Origin of the sequence: Naumannella halotolerans (assembly GCF_004364645.1) — a bacterium.
In the GTDB taxonomy this organism is placed as follows: Bacteria; Actinomycetota; Actinomycetes; order Propionibacteriales; family Propionibacteriaceae; genus Naumannella; species Naumannella halotolerans.
Window position 1 is genome coordinate 1,344,614 of sequence record NZ_SOAW01000001.1, and the last position, 19,537, is coordinate 1,364,150.

Genomic DNA, 19,537 nt, shown 5'->3' on the forward strand with positions numbered 1-19,537 from the left:
CGAGAAGGTTGTGACCTTCACCTCTTGACGTAAGGTGTCCCTAACCTAGGAGAATGACGGGGCACCGCACGGGACCGGTCACGGGGCATCGTTCCCAGTGACGACACGGCAGCACCAGAAGGATGAGCATGAACCTCGCAACCGCGACGCAGATCAGCACCACCCCATTCGTGTCTGCGCCGAACGAAGCTGCACCCCTGCCCTCGGTGGGACGATGCGCGATGGCGATCCACTCCCCCTTTCCGGTCGAACGGCTGCTGCCCCGCTGCGTAGCAGCACTGGCCAACCAGGAACTGGTGGCTGCGGCGGCCCGCTCGCAAGGGATCAGCGTGTTCCGGGTCTCCCGGCCGACCGCCCGGGTGAGTGCGGTCGACCATGGTGACGAAACCCTGACCATGTGGCGCGACGACGCCTTCTCCCGAACCGACCTGGCCGACCGACTTTCCAGCGCCGGGCGTGACTGCCTGGTGATCGTCGGCGGACACGCCCAGATCGAGTGCCTGGCCACGGCCACCCGAGCCGTTCGTGAAGGGTTCTGCCCGGTGCTGGTGACCGACGCACTGGTCGACACCGATGAGTTCGGCGCGACGGCGACCGCCCGGTACGTGGCCGCCATCGGTGGTCGGGTGTGCACCAGCGAGGAACTCCTGGCGCAGTGGCAGGGCGACGAGCGAGGTCGGACCACCGGCAATGACTGAGGATTCCTGCGCCTGCCGTTCGACCGATGAGATGCGCCAGCCGCTGCTGGCCGTGGCCCCGGCCTCGGCAGTCCTGGCGGTGGCCAGCAACCACTTCCACCCCTGGGTGGCACTGTCGCCGATCGAACGCGCCCGCTGCCGCTCCCTGCACTCGCAGCAGGATCGGGTGAACTTCGCGGCCTCACGTGCGCTGACCCGGCTGCTGCTCGCCCGCTGGGCGGGCCTGGCGCCGTCGACCGGCATTCGCTTCCGCTGGTACCAGAACTGCTCCAGTTGCCGTACCCCGCACGGTCGGCCGACCCTGTTCGGCTGCCGGCCCCCGGGGGTCTCCTGGGCCTATGCCGGCGGGATGGTCGCCGCTGCGGTCGGCGCCGGTGCCATCGGGGTGGACATCGCCCTGACCGGTTTCGACGATGACGACCCCCGCAGCATGTCGCCGCGGCGGACCGCCGCCGGGGCCGCGGCGAAGGCCGGTCTGGGGGAACTGGCCGACCTGTTGGCCAGCCGCTCGTTGTTCTCCCTACCGGCCGGTGAGTTCTCCGACCCGGCCACCGGCGTACGCGGACATGTCGTCTGCGGTGGCGCACCTGAGGCGATCGACCTGTTCGCCCTGGTGGACACCACCGCCGACACCCCGGCCTGAAGCCGGGGTGGGCGGGCCGTGCGCGCGGCTCAGGGTGCGTACAGGATCAGCGCATCACCTTGTCCGCCACCACCGCACAGCGCGGCAGCACCGATGCCGCTGCCACGGCGCTGGAGTTCCTTGGCCAAGGTGAGCACGAGTCGGGCGCCCGACGCGCCGACCGGGTGACCGACGGCGATCGCGCCGCCGTGGATGTTCACCTTCTCCTCCACCGCTGCGTCGTCCAGCCCCAGTGAGCGGGCGCTGGCGATGCCGACCGCGGCGAAGGCTTCGTTGATCTCGATCAGATCCAACGAGGCGGGATCGATGCCCGCCCTCGCACAGGCCTTGCGGATCGCATTGGCAGGCTGCAGCTGCAGCGAGGAATCGGGACCGGCAACCTGTCCGTAGGCCCCGATCCGGGCGATCGGGGTCAGCCCGAGGCGCTCTGCGGCCTCCGGGCTGGCCACCACCACGGCAGCCGCGCCATCGGAGATCGGGCTGGATGATCCGGCAGTGATCGTGCCCTCGGCGGCGAAGGCCGGACGCAACCTGCCCAGGGTCTCGGCGGTGGTGTCCCCCCGTACCCCTTCGTCGGCGGCGATGACCACCGGCTCACCCCGGCGTTGCGGGATGCTCACCGCCACGATCTCCTCGGCCAGCAGCTCCGCGAACTGTGCTGCCCGCTGGTGGGACCGGGCGGAGAAGGCATCGCCCTCGGCCCTGGTGACCTCATCGGCACCCTTGTTGTACTGCTCGGTCAACGCACCCATGGACTGATCGGTGTAGACGTCGAACAGGGCGTCCAGTTCCATGTGGTCGGCCATGCTGAGCGCACCGTACTTGTGTCCCTGACGGGATCCGGTCAGCAGGTGCGGCGCATTGGTCATCGACTCCATGCCCCCGGCGACCACGACCTCGGCCTCACCGGAGCGGATCAGCTGATCGGCCATGGCCACCGCGGTCAGTCCCGACAGGCACACCTTGTTGACGGTGACGGCCGGTACGTCCATGGAGATCCCGGCCTTCACCGCAGCCTGCCGGGCGGTCAACTGCCCGCCCCCGGCGGGCAGCACCTGGCCCAGCACGACCTGGTCCACCTCGGAGGGATCGACACCTGCCCGTTCCAGTGCCGCCGCGATGGCGATCCCCCCGAGATCGGTGGCCGACTGCGAGGCCAGGCCTCCGAGCAGTTTGCCGAAGGGGGTACGGGCACCGCCGACGATGACAGATCCGGTTGAACTCGCCTGTGAACTCATGTTTTCCTGCCTCCTGGATGTCGCCCACATGGTAGCGCCGATCAGCCCTCGCGGACTCCTCGGCCACCGACCCCCGGGCCACCGACGACACCCGCTCAGGCCGGCGGCAGAATCTTCTCGAACACCTAAGATGTTCATTCAGCAGGCAGTCGTGCGTCGTTTTCGTACCTGCTGCGCGCTAACTTGGAAGCAGCGCCAGCCTGCCCCGCACGCATTCAGGAGTTGCACAGTGACCGAGATGACCGGACTCAACCTTTTCGACGATCGGGCCAGTGCCGCCGGCAACTTCCCTTCCGCCCTGCGGGGTTATGACCGTCATGCGGTGGACGAGTACGTGCTGTCGCTGGAGGAGAAGCTCGGCCAGGCACGCGATTACATCCGGGAACTGGAGTCGCAGAACGCCGACCTCGCCGCCCAGGAGCCGACGCAGCCGATTGCACCCGGTGAGGGCGATTTCGAACATCTGGGCAATCACGCGACCGAGATCCTGCGGGTCGCCCAGTCCCAGGCCCGGGAGCTGACCGACCGCGCCCACATGGAGGCCGAGCGGGTACGCGAGGAGGCCCGCCGGGCCGGTGACGAACTGCGCGCAGCGGGACGGCAGGAGGCCGAGGACACCAAGGCGATGACCCTGGCCGATCTGCGCGAGCTGCGTGACAACCTCGACCGGCAGGCGACCCAGCACGTGGAACTGGCCCGGGCGGAGGCGGCGAAGATCGTGCAGGCTGCGGAACAGCGGGCGAACGCGATCATCGGCGAGGCCGAGAGCGAGAGCGCCGCCATGGTCGAACAGGCCCGGCTGAACGCCGAACAGACCAACGAGGCCGCCCGGCGGACCGCAGCGGAGTCGGTGGCCGAGGCCGCCCGCAAGCGGGAGGAGATGCTGGCTGCACTGCGGGCCGAGCACGAGAAGATCAGCGGTGACACCGTACGTCTGCTCGACGACGCCAAGCAGCGCCATGCCGAGTCGACGGAGTTGCTGGCCGCCCAGGTCGCCGAGGCCAATCGGGTACGTTCGGAGGCCGCCAAGGAGGCCGAACGGATCAAGGTGCTGGCCGCCCGGGAGACCGAGGAGCAGATCGCCAATGCCCGCCGACAGGCCGAGGCGATGACCAAGCGGGCCGAGAAGCAGTTCCTCTTCCGCAAGGAGCAGCTGGGCCGGGAGACCGAGTTGCTGAACCAGCGCAAGCAGTCGATTCTGGCGCAGCTGAGCAGCCTCTCGGCGCTGGCCACCCAGACCGCGCAGGAGTTCCCTTCGGTCGACGATCTGGACGAGTTCTCCGACGGCGCCCCGACGGGGAACCAGCAGCCGGACACCGCCTCACAGCCCGCTGACGAATCCGATGTGCAGACCGTCGCCACCTCCGAGACCGTGACGACCTCACAGGGCCCGGCCGCGTCACAGCCGGCTGAGGCCTCACCCGACGACGAGCCGACGGTCGAGACCGCCCAGTTCCATCAGGAGCATGCCGCCACGACCGACTCCGGTTCGGGTGAGGAGACCGAGGTCTCCACCCGCAAGCTCAGCCTGCCCAGCGACACCACCAGCACCTCGAAGTGACCGAGGACCCCGCCGAGCCTTCGTCCGAGCGATCGGGCCGAGCGGGATCCGGCGAACTGTCGGTCCGGGGCCGGTTCGGTCGGCTGGCGCGGCTGATCCGGCCACGTCGACCACGCGTCCCCGAGCCGGACTGGACGATGTCCTCCGATCCGTGGGAACGCTCATCCTGGCCCGAGGCGGCGCCTGCCGGGTCGCTCGCCGATGACCGCCCGGACAGCCCTTCGGAGCGGGCAGCCGAGGATCCCGGTCCGCGCCGCGGGCCGGTGGAGCGCGACAGCGCGCCGCCGATCCCCGCGGCTTCACTGCGCCGGCGCGGTCTGACCGACCGGTCGCCGTTCGGCATCGGCTTCTTCGGCACCCTGGGCGCGCTGGCCGCCCTGGCGGTCGGTACCGCGCTGCTGCAGTTGCAGACGCTGGTGCTGTTGATCGTCCTGTCGTTGTTCATCGCCCTGGGCGCGAACCCGGTGGTCGAGTTCTGGATCCGTCGCGGGGTACGCCGGGGGTTGGCCGTGCTCGGGGTCGTGCTGGTCGGCCTGGGACTGCTCGCACTGGGTCTGGCCGCGGTGCTCCCGGTTGCCCTGGCCCAGGTCAACCAGCTCGGTACGGCCGTACCGATCGCCTTGGAACGGCTGGCCCAGCTCCCGCAGCTCGCCGCCCTCGACGCCGACTACCAGCTGACCGAGCGACTGACCGGTTTCATCGCCTCCGGTCAGTGGGCCGACCGCGCCTTCGGCGGCATCCTGGGCGCCGGTGTCTTCGTCGCGAACTCGGTCTTCTCACTCGTCGTCACCGTGGTGCTGACCATCTATTTCCTGATCTCACTGCCGACGATCAAACGCACGATCTACCAACTGGCGCCGGCCTCGCGGCGTCCCCGGGCCCGCTACCTGGCCGACAAGACGATGCGGCAGGTCGGCGGATACCTGTCCGGTATGGCTGTGGTGTCGCTGTGCTCGGCGACCTTCGCCTTCATCTTTCTGAACATCATCGGGATGGGCCGCTACGGCCTGGCGCTGGCCTTCGTGGTGGCCATCTTCGCCTTCATCCCATTGGTCGGATCCACCATCTCGTTGATCATCGTGACCCTGATCTGCTTCGCGGTCGGAGTCGTACCGGGGGTGGCGTACCTGATCTACGGGATCGTCTACCAGCAACTGGATGCGTACCTGATCCAGCCGCGGATCTTCCATCGGTCGGTGAACATCCCCGGTGTGGTCGTGGTGATCGCCGCCACCGCCGGTGGACTGCTGAACGGGGTGCTGGGTGCCATCCTGGCGATCCCGATGGCGGCGGTGATCATGGTCCTCTACCGCGATGTGCTGATCCCCCGGCTGGACCGCAGCTGACCTGCGCTGCTCCCCCGCCGGGCGAACGGTCGACTCGTCGGCCTCGACACCGTCGCGACGGTGAGGCGCCTTGCGGAGCGTGCCCTCAGATCTCCATCGGGAACCACTGTTCCAGCCAGTTCAGCGCAACGGTGTCCCGGACCTCCTCGCCCAAGGTGTCCGGGGCGTCGAAGTCGTGGCCACCGAAGGGGTAAATGAGGTGGCGTACATCCACCCGTTGCCCGCGCAGCGCGCTGGCGAACCGGTCGGCCACCGCCTGCGTGGTCACCGGGTCGTACTGACCGGTGATCAACAACGTCCGCGGCAGGTCCTCGCGGACCCGGTTGATCGGTGAGGCATAGGCGTAGGCCTCGGCCGCCTCCTGCGGGCTGCCCCCGAGGAACTCCGCCCAGGGGAAGTCGCCGGCCTTCGTGGGTACGGTGAGATCGACCTGCGGCGAGATCGCGATCACCCCGGCAGGCGCCTCGGGCAGGTCACCGCAGCTGGTGCCGATCCCGGACTCGGCCTCCTCCCCCTCAGCCGGTGGCTGGTCCAGGCCGTAGGCCACCGTCAGCGCCAGGTTCCCACCGGCATCGGATCCCCCGAGAACGATCTGTTCCGGATCGATGTCGAGTTCCCGGGACTGCTCCCGGACCCAGGACAGCGCACAGGCGACATCGGAAGGGGCCTCCTGCCAGCGCGGTGGCGGCGACAACCGGTACTGCACCGAGATCACCGGGTAACCGGCCTCGGCGAGCTCACGATGCCAACCGGCGTCCTCGGCGGGGTCACCGCCGACGAATCCGCCACCGTGCATCCAGATCAGGGCCGGCCGGGGATCGAGCGAATCGTTGCGGGGCAGCCACAGTTGGGCCTGCAGTTCGGTCCCGTCCTCCAGCGTCGCATAGACAGCGGTCCGATCCGGTGCGGTGTTCTCGGTCGAGGCGATCCCCAAGGTGTTCGCCGGGGTGGGCACCGTACCCTCACTGAACGCGACCACGGCCTGCGGTGCGCAGACCACCAGCCCGAGCAGCAGTGCCGGGGTCGCCAAGGCGGCGCCGAACCAGCCGAGCACCGTGCGTCCGAGCCGGCGGACCAGCAGCCCGGCACCGAACATCAGGGCGCCGATGATCACCACCCAGGGCCCGTAACTGCCGTAGACGGCGATCCCGAGCTCCTGCAGCGGGCCGGGAATCCAGATCGCGGCCACCGCCAGGACGACGAGCAGCGCCCCGATCACCACCGCGACCACGCCGAGACCGGTCGCCACACCTCGCTTCATGGGGCCTCACCCTAGGGGCAATGGGTTCGGCTCGGGCAGGCGTAGGGCGGTACGGCGGGGCTTTCGTTGGCAGGTTGTGATCGAACCGGCCGCGATTGGCATCCGTTCCGCAGCACCCCCCGCCGGCAGGCCCGGCCCGCCATCCGTTCCGCAGCAAACGCAGCCAACGCGCCACCAGAGGTGCACGTACTGCGGAACAGATCAACGGACGCGGCGGTACGCGGACCGGGCTCCCGCGGGTCGGGGCCGTCAGCGATTCAACCTGGCCCGTCAGCGATTCACATGGGCCCGCCAGCGATTCAGAAGAGTCGGTCCTCGGGGTTGTCGATCCCCCGCAGGGCGTCGTAGTCGACCACCACGCAGCTGATCCCACGATCGGCGGCCAGCACCTTCGCCTGCGGTTTGATCGCCTGCGCGGCGAAGACCCCGCGTACCGGTGAGAGCAGCGGGTCGCGGTTGAGCAGCTCCAGGTAGCGTGTGAGTTGTTCCACGCCGTCGATCTCCCCGCGCCGCTTGACCTCTACGGCGACGTGCATCCCGTCGGCATTGCGGCACAACAGGTCGACCGGCCCGATCGCGGTCGGGTACTCCCGACGGACAAGCGACCACCCGTCGCCGAAGGTGTCGGGGTTGGCGGCCAGCAGTTCCTGCAGATGGGCCTCCACTCCGTCCTTCTGCAGCCCCGGATCGACACCCAGTTCATGACTGGAGTCGTGGTGCACCGCGGTGATCGAGATCTGCAGCAGCTCGCCGGCGGTATTGCGTACCTGCCAGCGCTGGATCACCTCGGCCAGATCGCCCTCCAAGGGCTCCGGCGCGGTGTCGATGGTGAGGGTGCAGGGCGGGCTCATCCAGTTCAGGGGTTTGTAGGCCCGATCATCGGCATGGATCGAGACCGAACCGTCGGCCTTCACCAGGATCAACCGGCGGGCCATCGGCAGATGCGCCGAGAGCCTGCCCGCGTAGTCGACCGAACACTCCGCTATCACCAACCGCACGATCACCCAGCCTAGTCCTCCGACCCGAGCATGCGCAGTTCCGCGTTCGGCTGCCCACTGCGCCGAGGCCAGCGGTCATCGCTGGTCCGGACCTGCCAAGATGGGGCAGTGAGCGAACAGCAGACAACCGCCGTGATCGGTTTGGGCACCATGGGGGCCGGCATCGTCGAGGTGCTGGCCAAGGCCGGACATCGGGTGTTCGGCATCGACTACGACGACCGGGCGGTCGCCGGTGGTCGCGAACGCCTGGAGACGTCCCTGGACCGCGCCGTGCAGAAGGGCAAGCTGAACCCCGACGAACGCCAGGCAGTGGTCTCCCGGGTGAGCTTCGGCACCGACAAGGCCGTCCTCACCGGGGCATCGGTGATCATCGAGGCGGTCAGCGAGAAGCCCGAACTGAAGCAGGCGGTCTTCGCCGAGATCGACGCCCACGCACCGGCGGATGCGATCCTGGCGACGAACACCTCCTCGCTGTCGATCACCTCGATCGCCGCCGGTACCACTCGTCCGGACAGGGTGATCGGCATCCACTTCTTCAACCCCGCTCCGGTGCAACCGCTGGTCGAGGTGATCGACACCGTACTGACCGATCCGGCGGTGATCGACCGGGCCATGTCCTTCCTGCAGGAGCTGGGAAAGCGTCCGATCCGCTGCGGGGACCGGGCCGGGTTCATCGTCAACTCGTTGCTCGTGGGATACCTGAACGCAGCGGTCCGTACCTATGCCGACGGCCGGATCAGTCGCGAACAACTGGATGCGGCGATGGTCGAGGAAGCCGGGTACCCGATGGGGCCGCTGGCGTTGCTGGACATGATCGGGATCGACGTCGGCCATGCCGTCCTGGTGCGGATGTACGACGAGACGAAGGACCGTCGACATGCCCCGGCACCGTTGCTGACGCAGTTGCTGGAGGCCGGACTGCTCGGTCGCAAGACCGGCCGCGGGTTCTACGACTACCGCTCCGAGGAATCGGTCGCCCCGGTGCGCACACCGCAGTGGGCCAGCGGTGAGGGCATCGCCGAGGAACTGGTCACCGATTATCTGAACGATGCCGTTCGCATGGTGGAGACGAACTACGCCACACCCGATGACATCGACGCCGGGATGTCGTTGGGCTGTCGGATGCCGAAGCCCTTCGAGGTCCTGGCCGCGCGCGGGCCCCGCGCCGTACTGGACCGGCAGCGGGCGATCTTCGAGCGGACGGCCGAGCCCGGTGACCGTCCGAGTGCGCTGCTGGAGGCGCTGGCCGATGCGGCCGAGCCGCAGGCCGCCCTGGAACTGCTGCGGTCACGATGACCCGGACCGGGCGAGGGTGAACGGAGGCTCCGATGGGAAAGCGCCGTCCGAGCAAGCACTTGCGTACCCGCGTCCGCTCTCGGCCGGATTCGCGGCCGATCTGGCGGCCCCCGCGGGCTGGGTGGTCCGGCGGGTGAGCGGCGCCGGCGCGACCAAGGAGTACCGCTGCCCGGGGTGCAACCGGGTGATCAGCCCGGGGACCGCCCATCTGGTCGCCTGGCGCGCCGAACGCAGCCTGGCCGGGGGTGGCCCGGAGGACCGTCGCCACTGGCACAACAGTTGCTGGCAGCGGTTGGGACCGCGTTGATCGACCGTACCCGCCGGCCGAGGACGCGCCCGGACCGGGATCGGGACCACGAAGGGAATGAACGGTGAAACTGCACGAGTCGGTGATCGGAGGTTCCGAACCGGATCTGGCGTTCTGCCACGGCCTGTTCGGTCAGGGCAAGAACTGGACCCGGATCGCCAAGGCGCTGACACCGGCGCACACCAGCCTGCTGCTGGACATGCCGAACCACGGCCGCTCTCCCTGGACCGATTCGGTCGACTACGCCGCCTGGGCGGATCTGGTCGCCGAACAACTACGCCGGTACGCGCCGGTCGATCTGATCGGTCATTCGATGGGTGGCAAGATCGCCATGCAGGTGGCCCTGCGGCATCCCGACCTGGTCCGCCGACTGGTGGTGGTGGACATCTCCCCCGTCGACTACCGAGGCCTGACCTCCTTCACCCGTTACGTCGAGGGGATGCAGGACATCGACCTCGATTCCCTGACCAGCCGCGGGGATGCCGACGATCTGCTCGCCCAGCGGGTACGCAGTGGGGTGATCCGGGGATTCCTGCTGCAGAACCTGCGGCGGGACAAGGACCACTGGCGCTGGCAGATGAACCTGCAGTTGCTCGGTGCACATCTGGACGACCTGGGTGGCTGGCCACCGACCGAGGCGACCTTCGACCGACCGGTGCTGTGGGTGGCCGGCGCCAATTCCGACTACATCCAGCCCGGTTACCGCGAGGCGATGCGTCGGCTGTTCCCGAAGGTTCGCTCGGTGACGATCAAGGGCGCCGGCCACTGGGTGCATTCCGAGCAACCCGAGGCCTTCGTCGCGGTGCTGCAGAAGTTCCTCGGCGACACTGCTGAGGACTGAACACCCGGCCGACTGCCCGCCCTCGGTCGGCAGCACGACCTGCTCGAGGTACCCCCGACCGCATCCGTTCCGCAGGACACGCACCTTTGAGACGATCATGGCTGCGCATGCTGCGGAACGGATGCGAGGGAGGACGGTTGTTCGGTGACCCGCGACCGGTTCTCGTCGCCGGGGAGTTCTGCGCGGCGCGCAGCCCAGACTGCCTCGCGATGCCCCTCAGCGCGCCGGCCGGCTTGAGGCGGTGGGTACCTCACCGTCGGCGCCGAGCAGCGACAAGCGGTGCGCCGCGTCCCACACCACCGGGTGGGCTCGCCGGCTGGGTAGGCTGTCCGTCGTGAGCATGGGACGAGGTGCGGCCAGTGGAGCGGCGACCAGAGCCCTGTTGCACGAGCACACCCGGACTGTCGCCGAGCAGGCCGACCGCCATGCGGTCACCCTGGAGTCGATCCTGGCGATCCTGCGGTCACCGCGGCTGGACCACCGTACCGCCCGTACCCGCGCAGTCGATGTGGCGGCAGCCGCGCTGGTCTCCTTGCGTGCGGACAGCGATGCCCAGCGCCAGAGCCTGCTCGAGCCGGTGACCGGGGCGTTCGAGCGACTGCAGAACGATCTGCGTCCGTTGATCCGGTACGGGGACCTGCAGGTGCAGTTCGTGGCGCCCCCGGCCACCGGGCGGGCACTGCCCGGTGAGGTCGCCCAGGCCGCCCGGGCGATCGTCCGGATCGCGGTGCTGGCCCTGACCGATCGCGAGGATGCCCAGCGGGTACGGATCCAGTGGAACTGTGACGGTTTGAATCTGCTGATCGACATCCACGACGACGGCGACGGCGAACTCGACGTCCACGACGACTCCCTGCGACCGATCGCCGAGCGGGTGAAGGCGCTCGACGGAAGGTTGGACATCGAGTCGACCAGTGGTTGGGGATCGCACACCTCGATCCGGCTGCCGCTGGACCCGCCGGGCGGCCGCAACGAACGCGAACCTGCGGTGGGACTCACCAGCCGCGAACGCGACGTGCTTCACCTGGTGGCGGCCGGCCATCGCAATGCCGACATCGCCGCCGAGCTCGCGATCAGCCCGAACACCGTGAAGTTCCACATCGCCAACCTGCTGCGCAAGGTCGGCGCCAGGACCCGGTCGGAACTGATCGCCCTCACCCGGTGAGCCGGGTTCCGGCCTGCTCCAGTCGCAGCAGGCTGGTCCCCCAACCGACGGTGCCGCGCTCGGTGACCGCCAGGCCGGCGCGACCCACCAGAGAATCGGTCTGCGCCGGGTCACGGGTCCCGCTGCCATGGATGGCGAAGTCCAGCAGATCCTCGGCGTAGTCCTCGTCGTCGGCGTCCGCACCGGCGTCGAGCAGGTTCTCCAGCAGGTGGAGCCGCCCACCGAGCAGCGACCAGTTCCGCAACCGCCGTTCGGCCGCATCGTCGGCCAGCCCGGCGAGCACCCCGCTGAGCAGCACCACGTCGTAGTCCCCGGCCGGGGGCTGATCCGGATCGCCTGCCGACCAGGTCACCCGGGCGGGTTGCCCGTGCACCCTGGTCAGGGCCTCCACCTCCGCCGGGGTGGTGACCACGGTGACCCGGCGTTCGGGGTCCGCTCGGGTCAACGCCACCGCGAGGTCACCGGCGGCGGTTCCGGCGACCAGCACCGACCGGCTGCCGGTGAGTGTGGATGAGGCGGCCAGCGCCGTGGCCACATAGGCGCTGAGATAGGACTGCCAACGGACCGCGCGGCGCAGCACCTCCGGCTCGGCCTGCACCAGCTCGGCGAACTCCGCGCCGAACAGCTCGGCGTAGTTGCCCCGTCCGCCGCGCACCGCCTGGGTCAGGGCGAGCACACCGAGGGTCCGGCGGCCGGTGTAGCTGTTGAAGTCCAGTTCCTCCAGCGAGTGCTCCTCGGCGAGTTCGTTGCCCAGGGCGGTCAGCGCCCACCGCTCGCCGATCTGTTCGGTGAACCCGACCGCACCCAGATAGCGCAGTAGTCTTGCCGTACCGACCGCGTCGGTACCGGTGTCGGCGACCAGGGCGTCGAAGGAGACCGGTCCGCCGGACAATGCCTCGATCAGGCCGACCGAGACCGCCACCCGGGCGGCGAATCCCGGCATGATGTCGATCAGCTCATGCATCCGGGCGTGGACACTCGGTTCGTCGGCCGGTCTGGCCGGATCGGCCTTCTGCACCCGCCAGTAGCCGTCCACCTGGACCTGCTCCGCGGTGAGCTTCTTCTCCCGGCGCAGCCAACGGCGGATCGGTGCGATGCTCAGCGCCTCGCCGGCCACCCAGGCGAACGGTGTCCCCGGATCCCAGCGGGCCGAGGTGAGCGCATCCAGCAACAGCGTGGTGGTCCCCGCCGGAGCACCGTCGCGGGACAGCCAGGTCAGCTCGACCCCGTCGGGCACGGCAAGCTCCTGGCGATGCGCGGGTTCGGCCACCTCCACGAACACCTGGCCCGGAACTCCGGCCGGCCAGTGCTCCAACCAACGGCCGATGGCCGGCAGGGCCGTCTCGTCACCGGCGGCCAGGATCCAGTCCGCTCCGACCGGATCACCTTCCGACATCGTCGGACCAGCCACCTGGATCGACTCGCCGGGCTGCACCCCACGGGCCCAGCTGGTGGCCGGTCCGGCCCCGTGCAGCACCAGGTCGACGTCCAGCTCACCGGCCTCGGGGTCCCAGCGGCGCACGGTGTAGGTACGCATCACCAGGTGCGGATCCTCCCGCGGCCAGTTGAGCACCCCGTCGGCCTGGGTCGGGCCGACCACCTGGGCGGCATCGGGATGCTTCAGGATCAGTTTGAACTCGTCGTCGAAACCCTCGGAGCGGAACCCCTGGACCGGAAAACCGTTCGGTGCCGTGTGTGCTGCCAGCAGCGGGCCGCCGAGGGTCACCCGCCGCATTCCCGGGGTGACGTCGGCGACCCGGAGCACCTGCAGGACCCGGGTGGTGATCGGGAAGACGTCCATCGGGCGAAGACTGCGGGCCATGCTCACTCCATTCGGGCCGGAGGTGATCCGGCGTTCGGTTCGGGGACCGTGCTGATTTCGGCGGTCCGGGATCGTACCCGGCGGTACGGACTCAGCCGACTGCGAGGTCGGCAGCACTCCGGGCGTTCACCGCACGCCCTCGACGTCGAACGGCTGGGCCCGAGGATCCAGGGGCACCACCGACGGGGTGCCGGTCACCGGGTCGGGTACGACCAGCACCCGCAGGCCGAAGACCTCCTCGATCACCTCCGCGGTGATCACTTCGGCCGGGGGGCCAGTGGTGACCACCTCACCGTTCCGCATCACGATCAGGTGCTGGGCGTATCGCGCGGCCTGGTTGAGGTCGTGCAGCACCGCGACCACGGTCTTGCCCTGTTCGTGCAGGTCCCGCAACAGTTCCATCAGTTCGAACTGGTGGGCGATGTCGAGGAAGCTGGTCGGTTCGTCCAGCAGCATCAGTCTGCTGGGCCAGCAGCATCGCCACCCAGACGCGCTGGCGCTGACCGCCGGAGAGTTGGTCGACCAGTGCCCCGGACAGGTCGGTCAACCGGGTGGCGCGCAACGCTGCCGCGACCGCTTCGCGGTCCTCCGGGCGCCACTGCTGGATCAGGCTCTGGTACGGGGCCCGGCCCCGGGCCACCAGGTCGGCCACCCGGATCCCGTCCGGGGCCAGGGAACTCTGCGGGAGCAGGCCCAGGCGCTGTGCGACCTCCTTGGGGCGCTGGTCGGCCAGATCCTTGCCGTGCAGCAGCATCTGACCGGCCACCGGACGCAGCACCAGGGCGAAACCACGCAACAGGGTCGACTTCCCGCAGCCGTTCGGGCCGATGATCGCGGTGAACGATCGGTCCGGCACCGTCACGTCCAGCTCCCGGCTGATCACGACCCGGTCGTAACCGATCGTGACCCCGCTGGCCTGCAGCACCGGCGGGTCGAGAAGTTCGGGTCGAGAGGTCATGACATCACTCCGTACTGTCGGCGGGTTTCCCGGACCAACAACCAGATCAGGTAGAGACCGCCCACACAGACGGTGATCAGCCCGGCCGGGACCGGGCGGTAGAGGATCCCGAGCACCAGCGACAGCACCTGGGCCCCGACCAGCAGCAGTGACCCCATCGCCGCCGCGGCGAGCAGACTGGTGCCCGGTGTGTGCGTCAGCCGACGGGCGATCTGCGGGGCGACCAGGGCGATGAAACCGATCGGGCCGGCCGCGGCGGTGACCAGGGCGGTGGTGGCCACACCGACCACGATCAGCCCCAGCCGGACGGCGCCGACGCGAGTGCCCAGGGTGACCGCTGCATCATCGCCCAGCTCGAGGCGACGCAGACCGGGCTCGAGGGCGGCGGCAGCGATGATCACCACGGTCGCGATCATCATCGAGGGCAGCAGACTGGTCCAGGAGATCCGGGCCAAGGAGCCGGCACTCCAGAAGCCGACTGCCATGGCGCCCTCGATCGCCGCCCGGGTGATCAGGTAGGAGTTGATCGAACCGAGGATGGCGGTGACGCCGATGCCGACGATGATCAACCGGAAACCCTGGATCCCCTGACGACAGGCCAGAACGTAGACCACGAAGGCGGTCAGCAGACCGCCGACGATGGCAGCACCGGCGATCGGCCAGTAGGACCGGTTGCCGATGATCAGGATCATCACGATCACGGCGGTGTAGGAACCGGCGTCGAAACCGATGATGTCGGGTGATCCGAGCGGGTTGCGGGACAGGGACTGGAAGATCGCCCCGCCGATCCCGAGCAGTCCGCCGAAGACAAGCGCGCCCAGCAGGATCGGTGCGCGCCACTCGAGCACGATCATCTGCTGGAACTTGGAACCGCCCCCGACGAGGGTGTTGACCACCTCGGAGATGCTCAGCGGATAGTCACCGATGGTCAGCCCCACCACGGCGATGCAGCTGGCCACGACGAACAGCAATGCCGAGATCATGATCAGCCGCCAGGAGGCCCGCCAGGAGAAACCCGGCAGCTGGAAGGCGGTCGTCCGGTAGCCGAAGTCGATGCTGGGGTCGACATCGGTGTTCGGTTGGCGTTGGTCGGCCCGGATGCTCACAGTCCGCTCATCCCCTTCCGGCGCACCAGGGCGATCCGCACCGGGGCGCCGATCACCGCCGTCAGCACACCGACCTCGATCTCGCTGGGCCAGGCAATGACCCGTCCGAGGACGTCGGCCAGCAGTACCATCACCGGTGCCGCGAGCACCGAATAGGCCATGATCCAGCGCTGATCGGGTCCGACCGCCCAGCGGACCAGGTGCGGGATCATCAGACCGACGAACGCCCACCGCCTAAGGTGCCTGACCACCATGACAACTCCCGTCTGGGCGGTGGGACGGAGATTCCCGTCACACCCCGACATCGGCCCGCAGCCGATCAGCCCGGGGTCACCGCCACGATCTCGGCGGAGTTGTTCGGACGTCCGGATCCGTCGGCCGAAGAACCGTCCTGTCCCTCGGCGGCGATCCGATTGACCACCTCGAGTCCGGCGGAGTCCATCTCGCCGAAGACGGTGTAGTCGGCAGGCAGCGGGCTGTCGGCCCAGACCAGGAAGAACTGGGATCCGTTGGTGTTCGCCCCCGAGTTCGCCATCGCCACCGTGCCCGGCGGGTAGCTCTCGACACCGGTCAGTTCGTCGTCGAAGGTGTAACCCGGCCCGCCCATTCCGGTGCCGCTGGGGTCCCCGCACTGCAGGATGAAGATCCCGGTGTCCACCAGACGGTGGCACCGGGTGCCGTCGAAGTATCCCTGCGAGGCCAGGGAGCTGAACGAACTGGCGGTGCACGGGGTGAGTTCGTAGTCCAGGGTGATCGGTACGTCCCCCTGGTTGGTCTGCACCACCCAGCGGGTCTGCGCAGTGGCCGGATCCACCTCCGGCGACGGCGGATCGACCGGGATCGCCGGCGAACCGTCGGCACGGTAGTCACAGCGTGCGGTGACCGCCGCGGTCGGTTCGCCGTCGGCGGCACGGTCCGGCGCACAGCCAGCTGTCGCCACCAGCAGCGCCACCGCCGGTACCAGCAGCGGCACCACCCGGACCGAGGTGCGGTGCGAACGGGACGGCGCGATCTGCGAATTGCTCACCGCAGTACCGTGCCACATGCACCCCCGTCGGCCGATTAGGCTCGGGGCGAACGATGCCGATCGTGGACACGGCGGTGTCCCGCCGGGCCGACAGGGGTTGCACAGTGGTCGTACTCAGCCGTATCTACACCCGCACCGGGGACGGCGGGAGCACCGGGCTGGTGGATTCCACTCGGGTCTCGAAGACCGATCCCAGGCTGGGAGCGATCGGAGATGTCGACGAGGCGAACGCCTCGATCGGCCTGGCCCTGGCCATCGGCGGACTCGAGGTCGAGGTGGAACGGGCGCTCGGGCTGATCCAGAATGAACTGTTCGACCTCGGCGCCGATCTCGCCACTCCCCTGGCCGACGACGATACCGAGACCGCTTTGCGGATCGTCCCCGACTCGGTCGCACGGTTGGAGGCTCTGTGCGACCGGTTCGGGGCCGGACTCCCGGTCCTGCGCTCCTTCATCCTTCCCGGGGGACGACCGGTAGGTGCCCAGCTCCACCTGGCCAGGACGATCGTCCGCCGCGCCGAACGCTCGGTCTGGGCGGCGATCGAGGCACACGGTTCGGGATCCGACGACTCCGGGCCGGGCAACGGGATCAGCCCGCTGCCGGCGATCTACCTGAACCGCCTGTCGGACCTGCTGTTCGTGCTGGTACGCGTGGTCAACGGGGCGGACCAGGAGACCCTGTGGCAACCCGGCGCCGAGCGCACCGATCTCGAGCAGGCTGATCTCGAGCAGACCGGTCTCGAGCCGAACGATCCCGAACGGGCGGACTGAGCGACAGCAGAGCCTCGTGCACCAGCGGTAGCAGTGCGCGAGCGCCGTCGCGGATCAGCTCGGCGCCGACCAGGTGAAGGCCGCTCAGACCTCCCTGTCGGCCAGTCCGGGCGGAGCAGCCTCCAGCCAACTCATCAACCCGGTGAGCGAGCCCGGCTCCATGGCCAGTTCGACGGGCCCGGAGTCGGGCGAATCGGCACCGACGATCTGCAGCACCCGCTGCCCGGCGAAGAGCACCGACTGCTCCTCGGGCTCGGCATCGCGGACCGCGACTATCGCCGCCCGCCCGCGGTGCACCCGTACCCGCGGGCAGAAGGAAAAGGAGAAGACCCGGAAACACTCCAGATCTTCTCCGCTGTACCGGGCCACCCCGAGAGCCCAACCGGACCGGCCTGGACCGATCCGCACACTGCACTCGAACAGCCCACCGTCGCGCGAGAGCCAGCGACGACGCAGGACCAGCACCACCACGGGGGTGGCGACCATCAACACGATGAGCAGCACCACCAGACCTGCCCAAGACATGGCAGAAACTTAACGGCGGGGCGGGCTGGCACAAAGTCGGCAGATAACGATTCGGAAAACGGCGACTGCCCGCATCCTCGACGGATGCGGGCAGTCACGGTGTGAGGGTCGAATCAGCTCGCCTTCCGAGCAGCCTTCACCTCGGCTTCGGCCCGCTCGAACTCCTTGCGGGCGTCCTCATCGGAGTCGTCGGCATCCGACCACGCCGAGGCGGCCCGCTGCAGACGCTTCTCGGCATCGGGCAGCGACAGCTCCGAGGCCAAGGTGGCGTACTCGCTGAGGATCGAGACCCGGCCACCGGCGACGGAGACGAATCCTCCGTCGACGGCCACCACGATGCGCTCACCGTCGGTGCTGACGATCTCCACACCGTTGGGCACCATCACCGAGAACATCGGCGAGTGGTTGGCCATGATGCCGATGTCACCCTCGACGGTCCGGGCGACCACCAGCGTGGCCTCCCCCGACCATACGACGTGGTCGGCGCTGACGACCTCGACGTGCAGTGCTGCACCCTCGGCCATCAGTTCTCCTTCTCGAGCTCAGCAGCCTGCTTCTCCACGTCGTCCATGTTGCCGGTGTTGAAGAAGGCCTGCTCGGGCAGGTTGTCCACCTTGCCATCACAGATCATCTTGAAGCCCTCGACGGTCTCGGCGACCGGCACGTTGGATCCCGGCACGTTGGTGAACTTCTCCGCGGTGTAGGTGTTCTGGCTGAGGAACTGCTGGATCCGCCGGGCGCGGGAGACGATCAGCTTGTCCTCCTCCGGCAGTTCGTCCACACCGAGGATGGCGATGATGTCCTGCAGTTCCTTGTTCCGCTGAAGGATTCCCTTCACCTCGGTCGCCACGTCGTAGTGCTGCTGGCCGACGTACTGGGCGTCCAGGATCCGCGAGGTGGAGGTCAACGGATCCACCGCGGGGTAGAGGCCACGCGAGGCGATCGAGCGGGAGAGCTCGGTGGTCGCATCGAGGTGGGCGAAGGTGGTCGCCGGGGCCGGGTCGGTGTAGTCGTCGGCCGGCACGTAGATGGCCTGCAGGGAGGTGATGGAGTGACCCCGGGTGGAGGTGATCCGCTCCTGCAGCTGACCCATCTCATCGGCCAGGTTCGGCTGGTAACCCACCGCCGACGGCATCCGGCCGAGCAGGGTGGAGACCTCCGAACCGGCCTGGGTGAACCGGAAGATGTTGTCGATGAACAGCAGCACGTCCTGGTTCTGCACGTCGCGGAAGTACTCGGCCATGGTCAGTGCCGACAGGGCGACCCGCAGCCGGGTGCCCGGCGGCTCGTCCATCTGGCCGAAGACCAGCGCGGTGTCCTTCAACACCCCGGCCTCTTCCATCTCGAAGATCAGGTCGTTGCCCTCACGGGTGCGCTCACCCACACCGGCGAAGACCGAGGTACCGCCCATGTTGTTCGCGATCCGGAAGATCATCTCCTGGATCAACACGGTCTTGCCGACACCGGCGCCACCGAACAGACCGATCTTGCCGCCCTTCACGTACGGGGTCAGCAGGTCCAGCACCTTGATGCCGGTCTCCAGCATCTCGGTCTTGGGCTCCAGCTCGTCGAACTTCGGTGCCGGGCGATGGATCGGCCAGCGCTCGGTCACCTCGAAGCTGCTGGGATCGACGTTCAACACGTCACCGGTGGCGTTCCACACCTTGCCCTTGACGATCTCGCCGACCGGCACGCTGATCGGCGCACCGGTGTCGCGGACCTCGGCCCCACGCTGCATACCGTCGGTGGGCTTCATGGCGATCGCGCGCACCATGTTGTCACCGATGTGCAGCTCGACCTCCATCACCATGGTGCGCTTCTCGCCCATCACCTCGGTGTCGACCTGCACGGCGTTGTAGATGTCGGGCATCTGGTCGGCGGGGAACTCGACGTCCACCACCGGGCCGATCACCCGAGCCACCCGGCCCACGCCGGGCGTGCTCGTGGTCTCGGAGTCAGTCACTGTCGCAGTCAT

20 protein-coding genes and 1 pseudogene are annotated in these 19,537 nt (G+C 68.7%); 9 read left to right on the top strand and 12 right to left on the bottom strand.

Annotated elements, in window-relative coordinates; all coding sequences use genetic code 11:
• Positions 1 to 128: 128 nt before the first annotated feature.
• Both CLV29_RS06200 and CLV29_RS06205 read left to right on the top strand, forming a co-directional pair.
• Complete coding sequence (locus CLV29_RS06200) at positions 129 to 698, top strand: isochorismatase family protein (RefSeq protein WP_166649150.1); 570 nt, start codon at positions 129 to 131, stop codon at positions 696 to 698.
• Positions 691 to 1,341: a 4'-phosphopantetheinyl transferase family protein gene (locus tag CLV29_RS06205; RefSeq protein WP_133754104.1), complete on the top strand. Its 651-nt coding sequence runs from the start codon at positions 691 to 693 to the stop codon at positions 1,339 to 1,341. The genes CLV29_RS06200 and CLV29_RS06205 overlap by 8 nt, the downstream gene beginning before the upstream one ends.
• 29 nt (positions 1,342 to 1,370) lie before the next feature.
• Here CLV29_RS06205 and CLV29_RS06210 read toward each other — a convergent pair whose 3' ends face one another.
• A complete protein-coding gene (locus CLV29_RS06210; protein ID WP_133754105.1) occupies positions 1,371 to 2,579 on the bottom strand; it encodes an acetyl-CoA C-acetyltransferase in 1,209 nt (402 codons plus the stop codon).
• A 238-nt stretch (positions 2,580 to 2,817) separates the two neighbouring features.
• On the opposite strand from CLV29_RS06210, the gene CLV29_RS06215 reads away from it, so the two are divergent.
• A complete protein-coding gene (locus tag CLV29_RS06215; protein ID WP_133754106.1) occupies positions 2,818 to 4,140 on the top strand; it encodes a hypothetical protein in 1,323 nt (440 codons plus the stop codon).
• A gap of 137 nt (positions 4,141 to 4,277) precedes the next feature.
• Complete coding sequence (locus CLV29_RS06220; RefSeq protein ID WP_133754107.1) at positions 4,278 to 5,486, top strand: AI-2E family transporter; 1,209 nt, start codon at positions 4,278 to 4,280, stop codon at positions 5,484 to 5,486.
• Positions 5,487 to 5,571: 85 nt separating this feature from the next.
• Here CLV29_RS06220 and CLV29_RS06225 read toward each other — a convergent pair whose 3' ends face one another.
• Together CLV29_RS06225 and nucS are read right to left on the bottom strand one after the other, a co-directional pair.
• Positions 5,572 to 6,747 (bottom strand): alpha/beta hydrolase, encoded by a 1,176-nt coding sequence (locus tag CLV29_RS06225; RefSeq protein ID WP_133754108.1) that lies wholly within the window; start codon positions 6,745 to 6,747, stop codon positions 5,572 to 5,574.
• A gap of 299 nt (positions 6,748 to 7,046) precedes the next feature.
• Positions 7,047 to 7,751 (bottom strand): endonuclease NucS, encoded by a 705-nt coding sequence (nucS, locus tag CLV29_RS06230; protein WP_392508725.1) that lies wholly within the window; start codon positions 7,749 to 7,751, stop codon positions 7,047 to 7,049.
• A gap of 102 nt (positions 7,752 to 7,853) precedes the next feature.
• On the opposite strand from nucS, the gene CLV29_RS06235 reads away from it, so the two are divergent.
• The 4 genes from CLV29_RS06235 to CLV29_RS06250 all read left to right on the top strand — a co-directional run bounded on the left by CLV29_RS06235 (position 7,854) and on the right by CLV29_RS06250 (position 11,354).
• On the top strand, positions 7,854 to 9,041 hold the full coding sequence (locus tag CLV29_RS06235) for a 3-hydroxyacyl-CoA dehydrogenase (RefSeq protein WP_166649151.1): 1,188 nt from the start codon (positions 7,854 to 7,856) through the stop codon (positions 9,039 to 9,041).
• Positions 9,042 to 9,174: 133 nt separating this feature from the next.
• The gene (locus tag CLV29_RS16735; protein WP_243831762.1) at positions 9,175 to 9,348 is read left to right on the top strand and encodes a hypothetical protein; all 174 of its coding nucleotides are present in this window, start codon (positions 9,175 to 9,177) and stop codon (positions 9,346 to 9,348) included.
• A 64-nt stretch (positions 9,349 to 9,412) separates the two neighbouring features.
• The gene (locus CLV29_RS06245) at positions 9,413 to 10,189 is read left to right on the top strand and encodes an alpha/beta fold hydrolase (RefSeq protein ID WP_133754111.1); all 777 of its coding nucleotides are present in this window, start codon (positions 9,413 to 9,415) and stop codon (positions 10,187 to 10,189) included.
• A gap of 340 nt (positions 10,190 to 10,529) precedes the next feature.
• Entirely contained in the window at positions 10,530 to 11,354 is an 825-nt protein-coding gene (locus CLV29_RS06250; RefSeq protein WP_133755076.1) for a helix-turn-helix transcriptional regulator, read from the top strand.
• On the opposite strand, the gene CLV29_RS06255 is transcribed toward CLV29_RS06250, so the two are convergent.
• From CLV29_RS06255 to CLV29_RS06275, 6 genes and pseudogenes are all read right to left on the bottom strand, one after another.
• Positions 11,344 to 13,155: a siderophore-interacting protein gene (locus CLV29_RS06255; protein WP_208292780.1), complete on the bottom strand. Its 1,812-nt coding sequence runs from the start codon at positions 13,153 to 13,155 to the stop codon at positions 11,344 to 11,346. The two genes, CLV29_RS06250 and CLV29_RS06255, sit on opposite strands and share 11 nt — an antisense overlap.
• Positions 13,156 to 13,302: 147 nt before the next feature.
• The gene (locus CLV29_RS17115; RefSeq protein ID WP_341799755.1) at positions 13,303 to 13,632 is read right to left on the bottom strand and encodes an ABC transporter ATP-binding protein; all 330 of its coding nucleotides are present in this window, start codon (positions 13,630 to 13,632) and stop codon (positions 13,303 to 13,305) included.
• Between the two features lie 61 nt (positions 13,633 to 13,693).
• Positions 13,694 to 14,134 (bottom strand): annotated as a pseudogene (locus CLV29_RS17120) (ABC transporter ATP-binding protein); the annotation flags it as partial.
• Entirely contained in the window at positions 14,131 to 15,240 is a 1,110-nt protein-coding gene (locus tag CLV29_RS06265) for a FecCD family ABC transporter permease (protein WP_243831763.1), read from the bottom strand. The pseudogene CLV29_RS17120 and the gene CLV29_RS06265, both read right to left, overlap by 4 nt.
• Positions 15,237 to 15,545: an iron chelate uptake ABC transporter family permease subunit gene (locus CLV29_RS06270; protein ID WP_133754113.1), complete on the bottom strand. Its 309-nt coding sequence runs from the start codon at positions 15,543 to 15,545 to the stop codon at positions 15,237 to 15,239. Before CLV29_RS06270 ends, CLV29_RS06265 begins: the two co-directional genes overlap by 4 nt.
• A 14-nt stretch (positions 15,546 to 15,559) precedes the next feature.
• Positions 15,560 to 16,267, bottom strand: coding sequence for a peptidylprolyl isomerase (locus CLV29_RS06275; RefSeq protein ID WP_243831765.1), 708 nt, complete (start codon positions 16,265 to 16,267; stop codon positions 15,560 to 15,562).
• A gap of 104 nt (positions 16,268 to 16,371) precedes the next feature.
• Here CLV29_RS06275 and CLV29_RS06280 point away from each other — a divergent pair, with 104 nt between their 5' ends.
• The gene (locus CLV29_RS06280) at positions 16,372 to 17,037 is read left to right on the top strand and encodes a cob(I)yrinic acid a,c-diamide adenosyltransferase (protein WP_208292781.1); all 666 of its coding nucleotides are present in this window, start codon (positions 16,372 to 16,374) and stop codon (positions 17,035 to 17,037) included.
• 84 nt (positions 17,038 to 17,121) lie between these two features.
• On the opposite strand, the gene CLV29_RS06285 is transcribed toward CLV29_RS06280, so the two are convergent.
• The 3 genes from CLV29_RS06285 to atpD form a co-directional block, all read right to left on the bottom strand.
• Entirely contained in the window at positions 17,122 to 17,562 is a 441-nt protein-coding gene (locus tag CLV29_RS06285) for a DUF2550 domain-containing protein (protein WP_133754116.1), read from the bottom strand.
• Between the two features lie 113 nt (positions 17,563 to 17,675).
• Entirely contained in the window at positions 17,676 to 18,086 is a 411-nt protein-coding gene (locus CLV29_RS06290; RefSeq protein WP_133754117.1) for a F0F1 ATP synthase subunit epsilon, read from the bottom strand.
• Positions 18,086 to 19,537: a F0F1 ATP synthase subunit beta gene (gene atpD / locus CLV29_RS06295; protein ID WP_133754118.1), complete on the bottom strand. Its 1,452-nt coding sequence runs from the start codon at positions 19,535 to 19,537 to the stop codon at positions 18,086 to 18,088. The genes CLV29_RS06290 and atpD overlap by 1 nt, the downstream gene beginning before the upstream one ends.